This window comes from Streptomyces sp. V2I9 (assembly GCF_030817475.1).
GTDB lineage: Bacteria > Actinomycetota > Actinomycetes > Streptomycetales > Streptomycetaceae > Streptomyces.
The window spans coordinates 1,130,600-1,148,594 of record NZ_JAUSZJ010000002.1 but is presented as its reverse complement, the minus strand read 5'-3'; the positions used below and the strand labels follow the sequence as shown (position 1 = coordinate 1,148,594).

Here is a 17,995-nt window from a genome sequence, read left to right as displayed (position 1 = left end):
GGCGCACGGGGGCCGAGTCGCACGGCAATCGAGGAGAGAGACACGATGAGCATGGCTGTCGCCGGTCTGTTGGCCGGCATGGCGCTCGGGTTCGCCGGATACTTCGGCGGGTTCGGAGCCTTCGTACTGGTGGCCGCCCTGGGCGCCGTCGGCTTCGTCGCCGGCCGCTTCCTGGACGGTGACCTGGAGCCCGGCGACTTCTTCCGGAGTCGCGAGCGCGCTGACCGGCGACGGTGACGGCGGTGAACGGCCGGGTCGCCGCCGCCGAACGCGGCGAGACCCGGATCGCCGACCGCGTCGTCGCCAAGATCGCTGCCCAGGCGGCGAAGGAGGCCGTCGGCGAACCACCGGCGGACGGGTCCTCGCCGCGCGCGACGGTCACCGTGCACCGGGACACCGCGCGGGTCCGGGTCAGCCTGGAGCTGCGCTACCCCAGTGATGTCGGCCGCCAGTGCGGCGCCGTCCGCCGCCGTGTCGCCCAACGGGTCAAGACGCTCGCCGGGATGGAGGTGCCCGAGGTGGCCGTGCAGGTCGAACGGCTGCACCCGGCCGCCGCCGGCGCCGCCGCACAGGGGAGGATCCGATGACCGAGCCCGGCGAACCGACCGGCTCCACCCGGCGGATGCCCACCGCGGAGCACCACGAGGGCGACGCGTCCGCGGAGACGCCCTCCGCCGCCCGCGAAACGGTCCCGACCCTCGAACAGGGCGACGGCGACCGGACGGGCCGCTTCTGGTCCGCGCGCCGCATCCCCGCCGCCCTGGTGGCCCTCGTGATCCTGGGCGGAGCCGGACTGCTGCTCTACGACATCGCGGCCGTACGGGCCGGCCACCCCGCCATGCAGTGGCGGCGCTCCCTCGCGGACGGCCTGGCCGAACGGCACCTGGACGACGTGGCGATGTTCATCGGGGCGGGCGTCGCCGCGGCGCTCGGCCTCTGGCTGATCCTGCTGGCCCTCACCCCCGGACTGCGCCACCTGCTGCCGATGCGCCGCGACCGCGCGGGCGTCCACGCCGGACTCGACCGCACCGCCGCCGCACTGGTCCTGCGGGACCGCGCCGTGGAGGTGTCCGGGGTGCAGTCCGTACGGGTCGGGATGGGGCGGCGGAAGGCGAAGGTGCGCGCGCTCTCGCACTTCCGGGAACTCGACGACGTGACGGCCGACCTGAACTCCGCGCTGGAGAAGGCCGTACGGGAACTGGGCCTGGCGAAGCCGCCGGCCCTCTCCGTCCAGGTGCACCGACCGCCGAAGAAGGGATGAGCCGCATGCGTTCCACCGTCAACCGGGTCCTGCTGGCCCTGGCCGGACTGGTGCTCGCCGTCCTCGGCGCAGCCGTGCTCGCCGTGGGCCTCGGCGCGTCCGCGCCGACCTGGTGGCCCTGGGACGCCAAGGGCGACGTGCTGCTCAGCACGGCCGCCCGGCACCGCTGGCGCGACGAGGGCTGGTGGTGGCCGACGGTGATCGCGGTCCTCGCCGTCCTGGTGGTCCTCGCCCTGTGGTGGTTCCTCGCCCAGCTCCGCCGCGGCCGCCTCGCGGAGGTCCTGGTGGACAGCGGCGACGGCGAAGGGGCCCGGCTGCGGGGCCGCGCCCTGGAGGACGTGCTCGCCGACGAGGCGGGCGCGCTGGACGGAGTGGCCCGCGCCCGGACGATGCTGACCGGCCGCCGGACGGCGCCCCGCGCCAGGATCCGGCTGCTGACGGAACCGCACGCCGCGCCGCGGGAGACCCTGAACGCGGTCGCGGACGGAGCGCTGAGGCACGCCAGGGAATCGGCCGGGCTGGCCGAACTCCCCGCCGAGGTACGGCTCAAGGCCGTCAAGCACCGCGCGACGCGGGTCTCCTGACGGCCCGAGCGGGTCCGCGTACGGAACCGGGCGGCGGACGCCCGGAACCTGTGTGCAGGAGTGACGCGGGCACACCGCCGGGCCGGGCGGCGTCCGCCCGGTCAGAAGCCGTGCCGGGCCCCGCCGTCGACCGGGACCATGATGCCCGTGAGGTACGAGGCGGCGGGGGAGAGCAGGAAGGCGGCGGTCTTCCCGAACTCCTCGGGCGTCCCGTAGCGCCGCAACGGAATCCGCGCCTCGTTCGCGGTACGGGCCGCCTCCGCGTCGCCGGACAGGGCGTCCAGCTCACGGACCCGGTCGGTGTCGATCCGGGCGGGCAGCACGCCGACCACCCGGATGCCGCGCGGCCCCAGCTCGTCGGCGAGCGACTTGGCGAAACCGGCGAGACCGGGGCGCAGCCCGTTGGAGATGGTCAGCCCCGCGATCGGCTCGTGCACCGACCCGGAGAGCACGAATCCGATCACGCCGCCCTCGCCGAGCGCCGCCGCCGCCGTCCGGGCCAGCCGTACCGCCCCCAGGAACACCGTCTCGAACGCCGTCTGCCACTGGTCGTCCGTGTTGTCCGCGAGGAAGCCGGGGGCGGGTCCGCCGACGCTGACGAGGACGCCGTCGAGCCGTCCGAAGCGTTCCCGCGCGGTGTCCACGAGGCGCTGGGCGGCGCTCGGGTCGGCATTGTCGGCGGCGACCCCCACCACGTCCGGGCCCAGCTCGGCGGCGGCCTCCACGACGGACGGCTCGTCCCGGCCGGTGATGATCACTTTCGCGCCGTCCGCGGCCAGTGCGCGGGCCGTGGCGTTGCCGAGGCCCCTGGTCGCTCCGGTGACGACGTAGACGCGGTCCTTCAGTCCAAGATCCATGGCCCTATCCTGCCGGGTCCTCCCCGGCGAGGTCGACCGCGGAGTTCACCAGTCCGATGTGGCTGAACGCCTGGGGGAAGTTGCCCAGCTGGCGGCCCGCCGACACGTCGTACTCCTCGGCCAGCAGCCCCATGTCGTTGCGCAGCTCCAGCAGACGCTCGAACAGCTCCCGCGCCTCCCGGGCCCTCCCGGTCCGGTGCAACGCGTCGACCAGCCAGAACGAGCAGACGATGAACGTGCCCTCGTCGCCGGGCAGTCCGTCCACGGAGGCGCCCTCGGTGGAGTAGCGGCGGACCAGGCCGCCGCTGCCCAGCTCGTCGCGGACCGCGTCGACCGTGCCGATCACCCGCGGGTCGTCCGGCGGCAGGAACCCGGTCCGCACGATGAGCAGCGTCGCGGCGTCCAGCTCCCGCGACCCGTAGGACTGGGTGAAGGTGTTCCGCTCGGCGTCGTACCCCTTCTCGCAGACCTCCGCGTGCACGGCGTCCCGCATCGCCCGCCAGCGCTCCGCGTCGCCGGGCAGCTCCGGGTTCTCCTCCAGGGTGCGCACGGCCCGGTCCGCGGCGACCCAGGCCATCACCTTGGAGTGCACGAAGTGCCGGCGGGCGCCACGGATCTCCCACAGCCCCTCGTCCGGTTCGCGCCAGCTGGACTCCAGGAAGCCGAGCAGGCTGAGCTGGAGGTTCCAGGCGTGCGGCTTGTCGTCGAGACCGGCGACGCGGGCGAGCCGGAGCGCGTCGATGACCTCGCCGTACACGTCGAGCTGGCGCTGGCGGACAGCCGCGTTACCGGTGCGGACCGGCCGGGAGTGCTCGTACCCGGCGAGCCAGGGCAGTTCCGTCTCGGGCAGCCTGCGCTCGCCCGCCAGTCCGTACATGATCTGGAGGTCCGCCGGGTCCCCGGCTACCGCCCGCAGCAGCCAGTCCCGCCAGGCCTCCGCCTCCTTCAGATAGCCGGCCGACAGCATCGCCCCGAGCGTCAGCGTGGCGTCCCGCAGCCAGCAGAAGCGGTAGTCCCAGTTCCGTACGCCGCCGATCTCCTCCGGCAGCGAGGTCGTCGGGGCCGCCACGATCCCGCCCGTCGGGGCGTACGTCAGCGCCTTCAGGGTGATCAGGGAGCGCATCACGGCCTCGCGGTAGGGGCCCTCGTAGGTGCACCGCCCGGTCCACTTGGCCCAGTCGTGCACCGTGTGCTCGAGCGCCTTGTGCGGGTCGATCAGCTTCGGGCGCGGCGAGTGCGACGGGTGCCAGGTGAGCACGAACGCCACGCTCTCGCCCTCGGAGACGGTGAACGAGGAGCAGGTGCTGAACTGCTGGCCCCACGTCTTGACCGGCGGTTCGCTGCGCAGCCACACGGAGTCGGGGCCGGCGACCGCCACCCGGTGGCCGTGCGACTTCCGCACCCAGGGCACCACCGAGCCGAAGTCGAAGCGCAGCCGCAGCACCGAGCGCATGTCCACCGTGCCGCTGACGCCCTCGACGATCCGCATCAGATCCGGTGACGCGTCGCGCTGCGGCATGAAGTCGATGACCTTCACCGTGCCGGTCCGCGTCTCCCAGTACGTCTCCAGGACCAGCGAGTCCTTCACATAGGAGCGCCGGGTGCAGACGTCCGATGCCGCCGTACCCGCGGGGGCGATGCGCCAGTGGCCGTTCTCCTCGGTGCCGAGCAGTGCGGCGAAACAGGCGCCGGAGTCGAAGCGCGGCAGGCAGAGCCAGTCGACGGAACCGTTCCTGCCGACGAGCGCGGCGGTCTGGAGATCGCCGATCAGGGCGTAGTCCTCGATACGTGGGGTCACGCCAGGCGCTTTCCCGAACCGGGCCGATGTCAACCAACCGGATGATGTGCCGCTGACCTCACGCGCTCGCCGGTGCGGGCTCCTCGGCGGCTCCGGCCGTCGTGCTCCCGGCCGCGGCCTGCTCCCGGTCGCGCTTCTCGCGGCGCACGAGGATGATCCAGCCGACCGGGACGGCGGCGACGAACAGCCACCACTGGACGGCGTACGCCATGTGCGGGCCGATCGAGCTGTCGTCGGGGCGGGCGATCTGCTCGGGCAGGTCACCCGAGGGCGCGGGCTCGGTCTGCTCGATGTAACCGCCGAGGACCGTCCGGGACAGCAGCTGGGACTGCTGGTCGCTGTTGATCAGCATCACCTGCCGGTCGGGCAGCCCGGCCAGGTCCTTGATGCCGCTGCTGCCGGTCGTCTCGTCCGCCTTGAGACGGCCGGTGACGGTCACTTCGCCCCGCGGCGCCGGCGGCACGTCGGGGTAGGCGGTCTGGTTCGGCGCGGCCGGGACCCAGCCCCGGTTGACCAGGACCGTGCCGCCGCCCTTGAGGTCCAGCGGGGTCAGGACGTGGACGCCGATGCGGTCGTCGTCCGAGGTCCGGCGGCGCACGACCACCTCGTGCTCGGTGTCGAACGTGCCGGTGGCGGTGACCGCCCGCCAGTAGTCCGCCCGGGGGACGGTGTGGCCGGGGGAGGTGAGTTCGGTGACCGGGACCGGCCGCGCGTCGAGGTTCCGCGAGATCAACGCGTTCTGCTCGACCCGGTGCTCGTGCCGGTGGAACTGCCAGAAACCCAGCTCGATCATCGTCGGGATCAGCACGAGGCCGAGCAGGGTGAGAATCACCCACTGCCGGGTCAACAGGAAGCGGTACACCCCATGACCGTACAACCGGGGTCATGGGGTGCGGCACTCAGGGGTACGGCCGGAGCCATCCGGCAATCAGGTGTTCCGTCATACTTTGTCCACGATGCCTGCCTTTCCCTCGGCGCGGGCGCAGTGGGCACCGCAGTACCACTGCCCGTCGGCCTCGACTCCCTGCCCGATCACCTGGACCCGGCAGTGCTCGCAGATCGGCGCCATGCGGTGGATGGCGCAGGCGAAGCAGTCGAAGACATGCACCGCGCCCTGCGCGTGGACTTCGAAGGACATGCCGTAGTCGTTTCCGCAAACCTCACAACGTGCCATGCGCCACAGGGTGGGACGCCCGGCGGCGGCGGGCGAGCGGCTGCCGGGCGAGTCGTGCCCGGTTCACTCCGATGACGGCGGGGACGGCTGGTGGGGGAGCGCGACGCCCTCGGCCGGGGCCACATCGCGCAGCAGGTGGGTGAAGGCGCTCTCCTCCAGGATCGGCGTCCCGTACGCCTTCGCCTTCTGCGTCTTGGAGGTGGCCGCGTCCGGGTCGTTGGTCACCAGCAGACTGGTCAGCCGGGACACGCTGGTCGCCACGTGCAGACCTGCCTCCACCGCCCGGTCCTCCAGCAGTTCCCGGTCCACGGAGGTGTCCCCGGAGAACGCCACCCGCATCCCCTGCTGGAGCGGCCTCTCCTTCTCGTACCGCCCCGGATTGGGATACGGGCAGGCCGGCCGCTTGCGCGAGGGCCGCCAGCTGTTCGGCTGCCGCGCGGGCTGATATCCCACGCGCGGGGTGACGGGGGAGTCGGACCACTCGGTCAGCGGGCGGCACTCCAGCAACGGCAGCCGGACCCCGCCCCGCGCCGCCGCGTGCAGACTCGGCCGGAACGCCTCGGCCAGCACCCGCGCGTCGTCCAGGGCGTGGTGGGCCCGCTGCTGGACGACCCCGAAGTGCGCGGCGAGGGAGGCCAGCTTGTGGTTGGGCAGCGGCAGCCGCAACTCCTTGGCCAGCGCGATGGTGCACAACCGGTGCTGGACCGGGGCGACGACCGAGGCCCGCGCGTACTCGCGCGCGATCATCGACCAGTCGAACGCCGCGTTGTGTGCGACGAGCACCCGGTCCGCGAGCCGCTCCGACAGCGCGGCGGCCACCTCGGGGAAGAGCGGAGCGCCCTCCAGCACGTCGCTCGTCAGCCCGTGTATCCAGACGGGTCCGGGGTCCCGCTCCGGGTTGACCAGGGTGTACCAGTGGTCCTCGACGTCGCCCAGGGCGTTCAGCCGGTAGACGGCGGCGGACACGATCCGGTCGTCACGGGCGAGCCCGGTGGTCTCCACGTCGACGACCGCGTACCCCCGGGGGTAGGCGGTCGGCCACGGTGCGGCGGTCTGGCGGTCGTCGAGCATGGTCACAGAGAATACGGGCCGCGACTGACAGGGCCCTATTCGGTCACCCCGGTCGGGTGGTCAGGGGAGGCGGACGACGCGCTCGGGCGGGAAGAGGCGGGTGCCGGTGACGTGGGTGCCGTACGCCACATGGACCGTCAGGCCCTCCATGCCCGCCGGCGGAGCGAGGTCGTACGGTTCGTCGGTTCCGTGGAGGCGGAGAGAGGTCAGGGCGGGAAGCCCGGCGAGCGGGGGCGAGGCCGCCGGCCGGAGCGCATTGGCCCGGGGGCAGGTCGCGCAGCCGGTCCAGAGGTGCGAGCAGACGCAGGTCCGGGTCGGGCAGCTGGACCAGTTGCAGATGCTCCGGTCCATGCAACGACGGGGCCTCGCCGAGCTGCTGGAGATGGGTGGTGCCGTGCAGGGTCAGCCGGTTCAGGCTCGGCCGGCGGGAGAGGCCCTCCAGGTGGAGGTACCGGGTCCGGGGCAGCAGGGTGAGGGTGGAGACCCGCTCGCAGACGGGCAGTTCGGCCAGGCTCTCCATGAGGAACGGGTGGTCGAGGGTGAGGTGCTGAAGGTCCGGCAGATGGGCGCAGCAGCGGCCGAGAAGGTCTCGTACAGGCCGAGAGGGCGCTCCGAGAGACCGGCGGCCGGGGCCGACAGCTCGGCGCGCAACCGCTCGGGCTCCGGCTCCAGCGCGAACAGGCGCCCGGCGTTCGGCTCGCCCACCGCCGCGAACGTGTGCTCCACGGAGGCGAGTGCGGCCGGCCGTTCGTGCTCGGGGAGGTCCGCGTACGCGCCGGACATGCGGCCCGCCAGCACCTTCGCCAGCCGGTCCGGCTTCGCGGGGCGGGGGAGGGGGCGCACCGGGTCCGCCACCCAGGCCGGCGCCCGGCCTCGGGGTCAGCGGCGCCCTGGCCGCCGCCGCGGCCACCGTGGCGGCCAGCCGTAACAGGGCAACTTCCGCACCGGACACGCGTGTTCCCCCCGCTGGAGCCTGTCCGGCAGATCCTGCGGGCCGGTCGGTTGGCAGAAGGCGCCAAAGACTGCTGACAGCAGGTCTCGCATACTTGTGGGTAACAACGTCTAGCCCTCACCGACCCACGGCCCTACGGTGCTCGCATGGAGCCGAACCTGCCCGATGTCGTGCTGTGGTCAATACCGGCCTTCGTGCTGCTCACCGTGATCGAGATGGTCAGTTACCGCCTCCACCCGGACGAGGACGCCGCCGGGTACGGGACCAAGGACGCCGCCACCAGCATCACCATGGGCCTCGGTAGCCTCGGCTTCGACCTGCTGTGGAAGATCCCCATCCTGGCGATCTACATGGGGGTCTACGAGCTGACGCCGCTGCGGGTGCCCGTGCTGTGGTGGACCGTCCTGCTGATGCTCCTCGCCCAGGACTTCTTCTACTACTGGTCCCACCGGGGCCACCACGTGATCCGGATCCTGTGGGCCTGCCACGTGGTCCACCACTCCAGCGAGAAGTTCAACCTCACCACCGCGCTGCGCCAGCCCTGGACCTCCGCGACCGTCTGGCCCTTCTACCTCCCGCTGATCGCCTGCGGCGTGCACCCGGCGGCGCTCGCGTTCTGCCAGTCGGCCAACCTCGTCTACCAGTTCTGGGTGCACACCGAACGGGTGGGCAAGCTCCCGCGCCCCTTCGAGTACGTCCTCAACACGCCCTCCCACCACCGCGTCCACCACGCCTCGCAGGGCGGCTACCTGGACCGCAACTACGGCGGCATCCTGATCATCTGGGACCGGATGTTCGGGTCCTTCGCGGCGGAGACCGAGCGGCCCGTCTACGGGCTCACCAAGAACATCGCCACCTACAACCCGCTGCGCGTCGCCACCCACGAGTACGCCGCCATCGCCCGCGACATCCGCGCCGCCGACACCTGGAGCGAGCGGGCCGGGCGCGTCTTCCGGGGGCCGGGCTGGCAGCCGGCGGCGAAGGCGGCCACCGCGGCGGCGGCCGCCGGACCCGTCACCACCGCCGCGCCGGGCACGGGCGGGGCGGCGGCCACCGCCTCCGTACCGGCCCGGGGCACGGCATCCGCCCCGGAACGCGCCCTGTGACCGCCACCGGTGCGCGCCCCGCGCACCCCGGGGGCGCCGAGCGCTTCGCCCGTCCCGTGCTCCTCGCCTTCCTCCTCGTCGCGGCCGCCGACCTGGCCGGGCTGCTCGCCGGGGCCGAGACCGTCCACCTCGTCGCCAAGCCTTTGCTGATGCCGCTGCTCGCCGGGTACGCGGCCCTGCGCGGCGGACCCCGGCTGCTCGTCGCGGCCCTGCTGTTCGGATGGGGCGGCGACGTCTTCCTGCTCGCCGACGACGAGCCGGCCTTCCTCGTCGGCATGGGCTCCTTCGCCGTCGGCCACGTCTGCTACCTGACGCTGTTCGGGCGGGGCGAGGGCCCCGGCCGGGCCCCGGCGGCCCTCACCACGGGGGCCGGGTACACCGTCGTCCTCGCCGGTTTCCTCGTGCTGATCTGGCCGGACCTCCCGGCGGACCTGCGCATCCCGCTCACCGGCTACAGCCTGCTGCTCACCGCCACGGCCTGGCGGGCGGGCGTGTTCGGTCCGTACGCGGCGGCCGGCGGGGCGCTCTTCCTGCTCTCCGATGCCCTGATCGCCACGGGCATCGCCGAGTGGCCGCAGGCGCCGGTCCCCGACTTCTGGGTGATGCTCACCTACATCGCCGCCCAGGCCCTGCTGGCCCACGGGGTGCTCACGGCGGGGGCGGGCCGGGGGAGCGACCGGGTCGAACCCTCCGGCACCTGACCGCCGGACCCCCGCCGCGCGGGGAATGCCCGAGGGGCCCGGGGAGATCGATCTCCCTGGGCCCCTCGGACGTACCGTGGTGTGCCGTTACCAGCGCACCGCGTCCAGCGCGTCCGCCACTCCGGCTCCGTAGAAACCGTTGTAGCTCTTGCCGCCCTCGCAGACCGCGTCGATGACGCCGTCCCCGTTGATGTCGTACGGCTCACCGCACGCCTTCGCGTCCGCCTGGAGCGTCAGCAGCGCCTTCACCGCGGCGGGCGAGGCGTAGGGGTGCTTGGACTTGATCAGCGCCACGACGCCCGCGACGTGCGGGGAGGCCATCGACGTACCGGCCTTGTAGCCGAACCTGCCGCCCGGCAGCGTGGAGAGGATCAGCCCGCTGACGGCCGGCGGCTCGGGGGTCTGGTAGACCGTCGAGTCACCGCCCGGCGCCGCCACGTCGATGATGCCCTTGCCGTAGTTCGAGTACGAGGACTTGAGGCCCTTCGCGCCCGTGGCGGAGACCGTCACGACGCCCGGCAGCATGGTCGGGATGTCCGGGCACGCGCTCGGGTCGATCGTCCGCGTGACCGTCTCGGAGTCGTTCGGGCTGGTCGTGTCCTCGATCGCGTCGGTCGCCAGGTCGTGGCGGGAGTTGCCCGCCGCCGCGACGTTGACCGTGCCCTTGCGCTCCGCGTACTTCACGGCGCGGGTGAGCGCGTCGACGAGGGCGCCCTGGTCCGCGTCGTTCTTGCAGTTGAACAGCCACGGGTCGGTGTAGTAGCTGTTGTTGGTCACCTCGACGCCGTGCTCGGCGGCCCAGAGGAACCCGCAGACGACGGCCTCGGTGTAGAAGAACCCGTCCGGGTTGGACACCTTGATGCCCGACACCTTCACGCCCGGCGCGACGCCGGTGACGCCGACGCCGTTCTTCGCGGCGGCGATGGTGCCCGCCACGTGCGTGCCGTGGTCGCTCTCGCCCGCCGCCGGACGCCAGGAGCCGGCGGTGGTGTCCGGAGCGCCCGACACGCAGTTGGCCGAGGCGCGGCTGTCGAAGTTCGGGGCCAGGTCCGGGTGGGTGTCGTCGACGCCCGTGTCGATGACGGCGACCGTCACCTTCTTCGAGCCCAGCGACTTCTGGTGCGCCTGGTCCGCCTTGATGGCGGGCAGCGACCACTGGAGCGGCTCCAGCGGGTCCTCGTCGGCCTTCGCGTCCGCGGCGGCGGCGGCCGCCTGCTCCGCGGTGAGCGGCTCCGCTATCGAGCCGACGTCCTTGGTGGCCTGCGGCACGATCGGGTTCGTGCGGGTCGCGCCCGCCGACTCCACGCCGCGGACCCGGCGGATCGTTTCGCCGAAGGACGGGTTCTGCGAGTGGACGACGATGACGCCGATCTGCTCGTAGGCGATGACGACCGTGCCGCCCGCCTCGGCGATCGCCTTCTTGACCTTCTTGACGGTGCCGTGGCCGCCCCGGGTGTTGACCACGTAGGACAGCTTCGGCCCGTCGGTCCGCACGCTCGCGGAGGTCTGCTCGCCGGTGGGAGCCGCCGTGGCCGTCGCCGTCGGCAGGAAGCCGAGCGAGGCCGTCAGCGCGAGTCCGACGGGGACCGCGAGTGCGCGGGTCCGTCTCGATGCCAGATGAGCCATGGGTTCTCCACATCATCCGTGCCGGACGACCGGACACCTGGCGTGCTCGGTCGCGTACATGACGAGTGAAGCTATCGCTGATCATCCCAGCGCATCAACGTTTTGGGGCAAGTGAGTTCGAAGAGTGATGGATGCGGCCTCGTGCGAACGGGCGACGTCCCGGCGACCGGGTGCGGCGCGACCTCTCCAGGAAGGCGGAAGCCCCGGTTCCGAGGAGGCGGGGGCGCGGTTCCGAGGAAGCGAAAGACGCGGTGAACCGCTTCGTCGCGCCCTCCGTGCCGTTGTCCAGGAGGCACATCACCGTCCCCCGGCGACGAGGCTTCCTTGACACCCACCGTCCCCCGGCCCACCGCACCCGCGTCGCGAGGAGAATCCGTGGCTACCGATGCACCGCCGCCCCAGGGCACATCGCCCGGCGGCCCCGCCCAGCCCACCACCGAGGCGTTCGTCACGATGCAGGCGAGCCCCGAATTCGCCGACCTGCGCCGTTCCCACCGGTCCTTCGCCTTCCCCCTGACCATCGCCTTCGTGACCTGGTACCTCCTCTACGTCCTGCTCTGCAACTACGCGGGCGGATTCATGGCCACCAAGGTCGTCGGCAACATCAACATGGCGCTCGTCCTCGGTCTGGCCCAGTTCGCCACCACCTTCCTCATCGCCTGGCTCTACTCCCGGCACGCCGCCACCAAGCTCGACCCCAAGGCCGAGGCGATCAAGTCCCGTATGGAGGCCGACGTATGAGCGCCGCCCACGCCCTGTACCCCACCGTCCAGCTCGCCGCGACGGAGGGCGCGAGCGAGCACCGGCCGCTGATCATCACGCTGTTCGCCGCCTTCGTCGTGGCGACCCTCGTCATCACCGTCTGGGCCGGCCGCCAGACCAGGAGCGCCTCCGACTTCTACGCGGGCGGACGCCAGTTCACCGGATTCCAGAACGGCCTCGCGGTCTCCGGCGACTACATGTCCGCCGCGTCCTTCCTCGGCATCGCCGGAGCCATCGCCCTCTTCGGCTACGACGGCTTCCTCTACTCCATCGGCTTCCTCGTCGCCTGGCTCGTCGCCCTGCTCCTGGTCGCCGAACCGCTGCGCAACTCCGGCCGCTACACCATGGGCGACGTCCTCGCCTACCGGATGCGCCAGCGCCCCGTCCGCACCGCCGCCGGCACGTCCACGATCGTCGTCTCGATCTTCTACCTGCTGGCCCAGATGGCCGGCGCGGGCGTCCTCGTCTCGCTGCTGCTCGGCATCACCAGCGACGCCGGGAAGGTCCTCATCGTCGCCCTGGTCGGCGTGCTCATGATCCTCTACGTCACCATCGGCGGCATGAAGGGCACCACCTGGGTGCAGATGGTCAAGGCCGTCCTGCTCATCGCGGGCACCCTGCTCATCACCTTCCTGATCCTGCTGAAGTTCAACTTCGACATCTCCGACCTGCTCGGCACCGCCGCCAGCAACAGCGGCAAGGGCGCGGCCTTCCTGGAGCCCGGTCTGAAGTACGGTGCCACCGGCGTCTCGAAGCTGGACTTCATCTCCCTCGGCCTCGCCCTGGTCCTCGGCACCGCGGGCCTGCCGCACATCCTGATCCGCTTCTACACCGTGCCCACCGCCAAGGCCGCCCGTAAGTCCGTGAACTGGGCGATCGGCATCATCGGCGCCTTCTACCTGATGACGATCGTGCTCGGCTTCGGCGCCGCCGCGATCCTCAAGCCCGGCGACATCATCGCCTCCAACAAGGCGGGCAACACCGCCGCGCCCCTGGCCGCACTGGAGATCGGCGGCGGCTCCGGCTCCACCGGCGGCGCCATCCTCCTCGCGGTGATCTCCGCCGTCGCCTTCGCCACCATCCTGGCCGTCGTCGCCGGACTCACCCTCGCCTCCTCCTCGTCCTTCGCCCATGACATCTACGCCAACGTCATCCGCAAGGGACAGGCCACCGAGAAGGAGGAGGTCCGCGCGGCACGGTGGGCCACCGTCGCCATCGGCATCGTCTCCATCGCCCTCGGCGCCCTCGCCCGCGACCTCAACGTCGCCGGACTCGTCGCCCTGGCCTTCGCCGTCGCGGCCTCCGCCAACCTGCCGACGATCCTCTACAGCCTCTTCTGGAAGCGGTTCACCACCTCCGGGGCCCTCTGGTCCATCTACGGAGGACTCGCCTCCTCCGTGCTGCTGGTGCTGTTCTCACCGGTCGTCTCCTCCAAACCGACCTCGATGTTCCCCGGTGTCGACTTCGCCTGGTTCCCGCTGGAGAACCCCGGACTGATCTCCATCCCGCTCGGCTTCCTGCTCGGCTGGGCCGGCTCGCTGCTCTCCAAGGAGAAGCCCGACAAGGACAAGTACGCCGAGCTGGAGGTCAAGTCCCTCACCGGCATCGGAGCCCACTGACGGGACCGCGGCGGAACCCCCGGCGCGACGCGGGGGACCCCTCGGCACCTCACCCCCCATCCGCGGCCGGGCCGCGTCGTAGGACCCTACGACGCGGCCCGGCCGCGCCTCGTGGCAAACGAGCCACGCCGATGTCACACGACTCACGTAGGCTCGGACGTACCGGAAGCCGACAAGAGCGAGAGCCTCACCGGGGGAGGGACCGACCGTGCTCATCGACACCTACGACCGGGTCGCCACCGACCTGCGCGTGTCACTCACCGACAAGTGCAACCTGCGCTGCACCTACTGCATGCCGGAAGAGGGCCTTCAGTGGCTCGGCAAGAGCGCGTTGCTCTCCGACGACGAGATCGTGCGCCTGATCCGTATCGCCGTCACCTCGCTCGGCATCACCGAGGTCCGCTTCACCGGTGGCGAGCCCCTGCTGCGCCCCGGCCTCGTCTCCATCGTCGAGCAGTGCGCCGCGCTCACCCCGCGCCCCCGCATGTCGCTCACGACCAACGGCATCGGCCTCGGACGGACCGCCACCGCCCTCAAGGCGGCCGGACTCGACCGGGTCAACGTCTCGCTGGACACCCTGCGGCCCGACGTGTTCAAGACCCTCACCCGCAGGGACCGCCACCAGGACGTCCTGGCAGGTCTGGAGGCCGCCCGCGAGGCCGGCCTCACCCCGGTGAAGGTCAACTCCGTCCTGATGCCGGGACTCAACGACGACGAGGCCCCCGACATGCTCGCCTGGGCCGTCGCCCACGGTTACGAGCTCCGCTTCATCGAGCAGATGCCGCTCGACGCCCAGCACGGCTGGAAGCGCGACGGCATGATCACCGCCGGGGACATCCTCGCCTCGCTGCGCACCCGCTTCACCCTCACCCCCGAGGGCGACGAGACCCGCGGCTCCGCACCCGCCGAGCGGTGGACCGTCGACGGCGGCCCGCACCGCGTCGGGGTGATCGCCTCCGTCACCCGCCCGTTCTGCCGCGCCTGCGACCGCACCCGGCTCACCGCCGACGGCCAGGTCCGCACCTGCCTCTTCGCGCGCGAGGAGACCGATCTGCGCGGAGCGCTGCGCGGGGACGCGCCGGACGAGGAGATCGCCCGGCTCTGGGAGACGGCCATGTGGGGCAAGAAGGCGGGATCCGGACTGGACGACCCCGGCTTCCTGCAACCCGACCGCCCGATGTCCGCGATCGGCGGCTGACTCCCGGCCGCGATCGGCGGCCGGGACCCGCCCATGACCGGCGGCTGAACGCGGGCGATCGCCGGCCGGATGTCAGACCGTCCGGCCGGTGGCGGGGCCGTCCCCGGACTCCCAGTCCTCCAGCGCCACGACGTCCTTGAGGAAACCCCGCACGTCGAGGAACGAGGACAGGTGCTCCCGGTGCTCGTCGCAGGCCAGCCACGTCTTGCGCCGCTCCGGGGTGTGCAGTTTGGGGTTGTTCCAGGCGAGCACCCACACGGCGGCGGCCCGGCAGCCCTTGGCGGAACAGAGCGGGGCGCCGGTGGGACTCTCGGCGGACGTCTCGGAAAAGATCACGCACCCCAGCCTAGGTCAGGCGCTCCACGGGCTTTCCGACCCGTCCCCCGGCCGGGGAAAAGGCGACGCCGGGCAGCCACGGGGGGAGCTGCCCGGCGTCGGTCCATCGCTCCGACGGGGGATACGGAGCGCGTTCGAAGTATGTCACGGGCACCGGCGTCCGGTGCACCGGAACGTCATGATTGATCTGAGCTCCCGCCGAGCTGTACGGGGGCTGCGGGTCAGGCGTGCCCGTGCGGCGGCGGGACCCGGCCCGACGCCCCCTCGGCGTCCCCGGCCTCCGCCGTACCGGAGACCGGACCGGCCCCCAGGGCGGGCCGCATCGGCATCGGCACGAACGTCGTCGGCAACGAAGTCACGTTCTCACGGCCCGCGTTGGCGATGACCACCGCGATGTACGGCAACAGCACGCCCAGCGCGAGCGCCACGATCGCCACATGCCGCTCCACGTTCCACAGCACCGCGGCCAGGACCACCGACACCGTGCGCACCGACATCGAGATCACGTAGCGTCGCTGACGGCCCCGGACGTCCTCCGTCAGCCCCTGACGGGCGCCCGTGATCCGGATGACCTCCGGCCCGGCGTTCTTCCGCAGCATGCTCCACCACCCGATCTCGTCGCCGGGCTTCCCGGGCCCGCGCGCTGCGTCCACGGTACGCCCGGCCCCGGCCGGGCGGGCGACCGGGGCGGCCCCGCGCGGGAGGGCCGGGTCCCCCGGACGGCCCAACCGGACATGCGCCGCCCGAACGGCGGGCCCAGTCTGGACGAACGCGCACTCCGCGCCGTACGAGGAGGCGAAATGGGCTGGTTGTGGGCAATCATTGTGGGACTGGTGCTGGGTGTCATCGCCAGAGCCATCCTGCCCGGCAAGCAGGACATCCCGCTCTGGCTGACCGTCGTGTTCGGCATCCTCGGAAGCGTCCTCGGCAACGCCGTCGCCAGTTGGATCGGCGTCGAGGACACCAAGGGCATCGACTGGATCCGCCACCTGCTGCAACTGGCGGGCGCCGTGGCGGTCGTCGCCGTCGGCGACATGGCCTGGCAGGCGATCCGGGGCAACCGGCAGAGAACCTGACCCACCGAAGGCACCTCATGGCGCCGCGGCCGGGCACGCCTTCCTCGCGTGCCCGGCCGCGGCGCCATGAGGTGCCGGAGTCCCGGCCGGTGCCGCTGCTCCAACCCCTGATGAGGCGGCGCACCGGGCTGGCGGTGCGCCGTTCGCGGGCCCAGACTGGGGGGACGATCTCTACGAAGCGGGGGACGCCTTCTACTGGCCCCCCGGTCACGCCTCGGTGGCGTTGGAGGACTGCGAGTACGTGGACATCTCGCCGGCCAAGGCCTTCGACGAGGTCCTCGAGCACATCACGGCGCAGAAGGGATGACGGCCGTCCCGCCGAGGGCACCGTGAGGGGCCGTCGACGCGCACGCCCGGAACCGGCTCGTGCCCGTGAACGACCCGCGTACCGGGGGAGGCGCACGCGCGGGACCGGCTCGTGCGCCGGAACGACCGCGTACCGGAGACCGGCCCGTACGACGGCGCGGCGGGTCCTGGCACCGAAGCGCCGCGGCCGGACACACATCCGATGCGTGTCCGGCCGCGGCGTCCGTGCGTGCGGTGCGCGAGGGATCAGCCCGCCGGGCTGACCTCCACGGCCGCCAGGTTCTTCTTGCCCCGGCGCAGCACCAGCCAGCGCCCGTGCAGCAGCTCACCGGCGTCCGGCGCGACCTCACCGTCGACGACCTTCACGTTGTTCACGTACGCGCCGCCCTCCTTCACCGTGCGCCGGGCGCCCGACTTGCTGGGCGCCAGGCCGACCTCCACCAGGAGGTCCACCAGCGGGCCCAGCTCGGCGACGGTGGCGTGCGGCACCTCGGACAGCGCGGCGCTCAGCGTCGCCTCGTCCAGCTCGGCCAGGTCGCCCTGCCCGAACAGCGCCTTCGACGCCGCGATCACCGCCGCGCACTGCGCGCCGCCGTGCACCAGCGTCGTCAGCTCCTCGGCCAGCGCCCGCTGCGCGGAACGCGCCTGCGGCCGCTCCTCGGTCAGCTTCTCCAGCTCCTCCAGCTCCGCACGGCTCCTGAAACTGAGGATGCGCAGGTAGCGCGAGACGTCCCGGTCGTCCACGTTCAGCCAGAACTGGTAGAACGCGTACGGCGTCGTCATCTCCGGGTCGAGCCAGACGGCGCCGCTCTCCGACTTGCCGAACTTGGTCCCGTCCGCCTTCGTCATCAGGGGCGTCGCCAGCGCGTGCACGACCGCGCCCGGCTCCAGCCGGTGGATCAGGTCGATCCCCGCGGTGAGGTTGCCCCACTGGTCGCTGCCGCCCTGCTGGAGGGTGCAGCCGTGGCGGCGGTACAGCTCCAGGAAGTCCATGCCCTGGAGGAGCTGGTAGCTGAACTCGGTGTAGCTGATGCCCTCCTGCGACTCCAGCCGCCGGGCGACCGAGTCCTTGGTGAGCATCTTGTTGACCCGGAAGTGCTTGCCGATGTCCCGGAGGAACTCGATCGCGGACATGCCCGCGGTCCAGTCCAGGTTGTTGACCATCGTCGCCGCGTTCGGGCCCTCGAAGGTGAGGAAGGGCTCGATCTGCCCCCGCAGCCGCCGCACCCAGTCGGAGATGGTCTCCGGGTCGTTCAGCGTGCGCTCGGCGGTGGGCCGCGGGTCACCGATCTGGCCCGTCGCCCCGCCGACCAGCGCGAGCGGTCTCAGCCCGGCCTGCTGGAGCCGGCGCATGGTGAGCACCTGCACCAGGTGGCCCACGTGCAGGCTGGCCGCGGTCGGGTCGAAGCCGCAATAGAAGGTGACGGGACCGTCCGCGAGAGCCTTGCGCAATGCGTCCTCGTCAGTGGACTGGGCGAACAGCCCGCGCCACTTCAGCTCGTCGACGATGTCCGTCACGGTTCCGTGTCTCCTCGTTTATGTCATTGGGTTGCAACATGGAGTCGCAA

Annotated in this window: 21 protein-coding genes; 10 read left to right on the top strand and 11 right to left on the bottom strand. The window is 72.1% G+C overall.

The genetic code is table 11. The annotated features are described in order from the left end of the window. Positions 1–45: 45 nt before the first annotated feature. The 4 genes from QFZ71_RS05155 to amaP are packed head-to-tail and all read left to right on the top strand — an operon-like array spanning position 46 to position 1,845. On the top strand, positions 46–237 hold the full coding sequence (locus tag QFZ71_RS05155) for a hypothetical protein (RefSeq protein WP_030117412.1): 192 nt from the start codon (positions 46–48) through the stop codon (positions 235–237). Further along, complete coding sequence (locus tag QFZ71_RS05150) at positions 234–587, top strand: Asp23/Gls24 family envelope stress response protein (protein ID WP_307667064.1); 354 nt, start codon at positions 234–236, stop codon at positions 585–587. The genes QFZ71_RS05155 and QFZ71_RS05150 overlap by 4 nt, the downstream gene beginning before the upstream one ends. After that, positions 584–1,261, top strand: a complete 678-nt coding sequence (locus QFZ71_RS05145; protein WP_307667063.1) for a DUF6286 domain-containing protein — start codon at positions 584–586, stop codon at positions 1,259–1,261. The genes QFZ71_RS05150 and QFZ71_RS05145 overlap by 4 nt, the downstream gene beginning before the upstream one ends. 5 nt (positions 1,262–1,266) lie before the next feature. After that, the gene (gene amaP, locus QFZ71_RS05140) at positions 1,267–1,845 is read left to right on the top strand and encodes an alkaline shock response membrane anchor protein AmaP (RefSeq protein ID WP_373465183.1); all 579 of its coding nucleotides are present in this window, start codon (positions 1,267–1,269) and stop codon (positions 1,843–1,845) included. 101 nt (positions 1,846–1,946) lie between these two features. Here amaP and QFZ71_RS05135 read toward each other — a convergent pair whose 3' ends face one another. From QFZ71_RS05135 to QFZ71_RS30415, 7 genes are all read right to left on the bottom strand, one after another. Continuing rightward, entirely contained in the window at positions 1,947–2,702 is a 756-nt protein-coding gene (locus QFZ71_RS05135; RefSeq protein WP_307667061.1) for an SDR family oxidoreductase, read from the bottom strand. Positions 2,703–2,706: 4 nt separating this feature from the next. Next, the gene (locus QFZ71_RS05130) at positions 2,707–4,500 is read right to left on the bottom strand and encodes a glycoside hydrolase family 15 protein (RefSeq protein ID WP_307667060.1); all 1,794 of its coding nucleotides are present in this window, start codon (positions 4,498–4,500) and stop codon (positions 2,707–2,709) included. Between the two features lie 58 nt (positions 4,501–4,558). Beyond that, a complete protein-coding gene (locus QFZ71_RS05125; protein WP_307667059.1) occupies positions 4,559–5,362 on the bottom strand; it encodes an SURF1 family protein in 804 nt (267 codons plus the stop codon). A 78-nt stretch (positions 5,363–5,440) separates the two neighbouring features. Continuing rightward, positions 5,441–5,674: a hypothetical protein gene (locus QFZ71_RS05120; protein ID WP_078507646.1), complete on the bottom strand. Its 234-nt coding sequence runs from the start codon at positions 5,672–5,674 to the stop codon at positions 5,441–5,443. A gap of 63 nt (positions 5,675–5,737) precedes the next feature. Further along, positions 5,738–6,751: a DEDDh family exonuclease gene (locus tag QFZ71_RS05115; protein WP_307667058.1), complete on the bottom strand. Its 1,014-nt coding sequence runs from the start codon at positions 6,749–6,751 to the stop codon at positions 5,738–5,740. A gap of 54 nt (positions 6,752–6,805) precedes the next feature. Further along, entirely contained in the window at positions 6,806–7,096 is a 291-nt protein-coding gene (locus QFZ71_RS05110) for a hypothetical protein (RefSeq protein WP_307667057.1), read from the bottom strand. A 60-nt stretch (positions 7,097–7,156) separates the two neighbouring features. After that, on the bottom strand, positions 7,157–7,528 hold the full coding sequence (locus QFZ71_RS30415; RefSeq protein ID WP_373465182.1) for a hypothetical protein: 372 nt from the start codon (positions 7,526–7,528) through the stop codon (positions 7,157–7,159). Positions 7,529–7,843: 315 nt separating this feature from the next. On the opposite strand from QFZ71_RS30415, the gene QFZ71_RS05105 reads away from it, so the two are divergent. Both QFZ71_RS05105 and QFZ71_RS05100 read left to right on the top strand, forming a co-directional pair. Next, the gene (locus tag QFZ71_RS05105) at positions 7,844–8,803 is read left to right on the top strand and encodes a sterol desaturase family protein (protein ID WP_307667056.1); all 960 of its coding nucleotides are present in this window, start codon (positions 7,844–7,846) and stop codon (positions 8,801–8,803) included. Next, positions 8,800–9,504: a lysoplasmalogenase gene (locus QFZ71_RS05100; protein WP_307667055.1), complete on the top strand. Its 705-nt coding sequence runs from the start codon at positions 8,800–8,802 to the stop codon at positions 9,502–9,504. The genes QFZ71_RS05105 and QFZ71_RS05100 overlap by 4 nt, the downstream gene beginning before the upstream one ends. Before the next feature lie 87 nt (positions 9,505–9,591). Here the strand turns inward: QFZ71_RS05100 and QFZ71_RS05095 are convergent, their stop codons facing one another. Further along, entirely contained in the window at positions 9,592–11,130 is a 1,539-nt protein-coding gene (locus tag QFZ71_RS05095) for a S8 family serine peptidase (protein ID WP_307667054.1), read from the bottom strand. 375 nt (positions 11,131–11,505) lie between these two features. Here QFZ71_RS05095 and QFZ71_RS05090 point away from each other — a divergent pair, with 375 nt between their 5' ends. From QFZ71_RS05090 to moaA, 3 genes are all read left to right on the top strand, one after another. Beyond that, positions 11,506–11,871 carry a DUF485 domain-containing protein gene (locus tag QFZ71_RS05090; protein WP_307667053.1) on the top strand — a complete coding sequence of 122 codons (366 nt, stop codon included), beginning with the start codon at positions 11,506–11,508 and terminating at the stop codon, positions 11,869–11,871. Next, entirely contained in the window at positions 11,868–13,511 is a 1,644-nt protein-coding gene (locus QFZ71_RS05085; RefSeq protein ID WP_307667052.1) for a cation acetate symporter, read from the top strand. Before QFZ71_RS05090 ends, QFZ71_RS05085 begins: the two co-directional genes overlap by 4 nt. 208 nt (positions 13,512–13,719) lie before the next feature. After that, the gene (gene moaA / locus QFZ71_RS05080) at positions 13,720–14,709 is read left to right on the top strand and encodes a GTP 3',8-cyclase MoaA (protein WP_307667051.1); all 990 of its coding nucleotides are present in this window, start codon (positions 13,720–13,722) and stop codon (positions 14,707–14,709) included. 72 nt (positions 14,710–14,781) lie between these two features. On the opposite strand, the gene QFZ71_RS05075 is transcribed toward moaA, so the two are convergent. Continuing rightward, positions 14,782–15,045 carry a hypothetical protein gene (locus QFZ71_RS05075; RefSeq protein WP_307667050.1) on the bottom strand — a complete coding sequence of 88 codons (264 nt, stop codon included), beginning with the start codon at positions 15,043–15,045 and terminating at the stop codon, positions 14,782–14,784. Positions 15,046–15,266: 221 nt separating this feature from the next. Then, entirely contained in the window at positions 15,267–15,644 is a 378-nt protein-coding gene (locus tag QFZ71_RS05070; protein ID WP_307667049.1) for a DUF3099 domain-containing protein, read from the bottom strand. A 201-nt stretch (positions 15,645–15,845) separates the two neighbouring features. On the opposite strand from QFZ71_RS05070, the gene QFZ71_RS05065 reads away from it, so the two are divergent. Then, positions 15,846–16,121, top strand: coding sequence for a GlsB/YeaQ/YmgE family stress response membrane protein (locus QFZ71_RS05065; protein WP_307667048.1), 276 nt, complete (start codon positions 15,846–15,848; stop codon positions 16,119–16,121). 552 nt (positions 16,122–16,673) lie between these two features. Here QFZ71_RS05065 and tyrS read toward each other — a convergent pair. Continuing rightward, complete coding sequence (tyrS, locus tag QFZ71_RS05060) at positions 16,674–17,945, bottom strand: tyrosine--tRNA ligase (RefSeq protein ID WP_307667047.1); 1,272 nt, start codon at positions 17,943–17,945, stop codon at positions 16,674–16,676. Positions 17,946–17,995: the final 50 nt, after the last annotated feature.

Coding starts and splice junctions, on each gene's coding strand:
- QFZ71_RS05155 (WP_030117412.1), top strand. CDS start 46: ATGAGCATGGCTGTCGCCGGTCTGTTGGCCGGCATGGCGCTCGGGTTC.
- QFZ71_RS05145 (WP_307667063.1), top strand. CDS start 584: ATGACCGAGCCCGGCGAACCGACCGGCTCCACCCGGCGGATGCCCACC.
- amaP (WP_373465183.1), top strand. CDS start 1,267: ATGCGTTCCACCGTCAACCGGGTCCTGCTGGCCCTGGCCGGACTGGTG.
- QFZ71_RS05135 (WP_307667061.1), bottom strand. CDS start 2,702: ATGGATCTTGGACTGAAGGACCGCGTCTACGTCGTCACCGGAGCGACC.
- QFZ71_RS05120 (WP_078507646.1), bottom strand. CDS start 5,674: ATGGCACGTTGTGAGGTTTGCGGAAACGACTACGGCATGTCCTTCGAA.
- QFZ71_RS05110 (WP_307667057.1), bottom strand. CDS start 7,096: ATGGACCGGAGCATCTGCAACTGGTCCAGCTGCCCGACCCGGACCTGC.
- QFZ71_RS30415 (WP_373465182.1), bottom strand. CDS start 7,528: ATGTCCGGCGCGTACGCGGACCTCCCCGAGCACGAACGGCCGGCCGCA.
- QFZ71_RS05105 (WP_307667056.1), top strand. CDS start 7,844: ATGGAGCCGAACCTGCCCGATGTCGTGCTGTGGTCAATACCGGCCTTC.
- QFZ71_RS05095 (WP_307667054.1), bottom strand. CDS start 11,130: ATGGCTCATCTGGCATCGAGACGGACCCGCGCACTCGCGGTCCCCGTC.
- QFZ71_RS05085 (WP_307667052.1), top strand. CDS start 11,868: ATGAGCGCCGCCCACGCCCTGTACCCCACCGTCCAGCTCGCCGCGACG.
- QFZ71_RS05070 (WP_307667049.1), bottom strand. CDS start 15,644: ATGCTGCGGAAGAACGCCGGGCCGGAGGTCATCCGGATCACGGGCGCC.
- QFZ71_RS05065 (WP_307667048.1), top strand. CDS start 15,846: ATGGGCTGGTTGTGGGCAATCATTGTGGGACTGGTGCTGGGTGTCATC.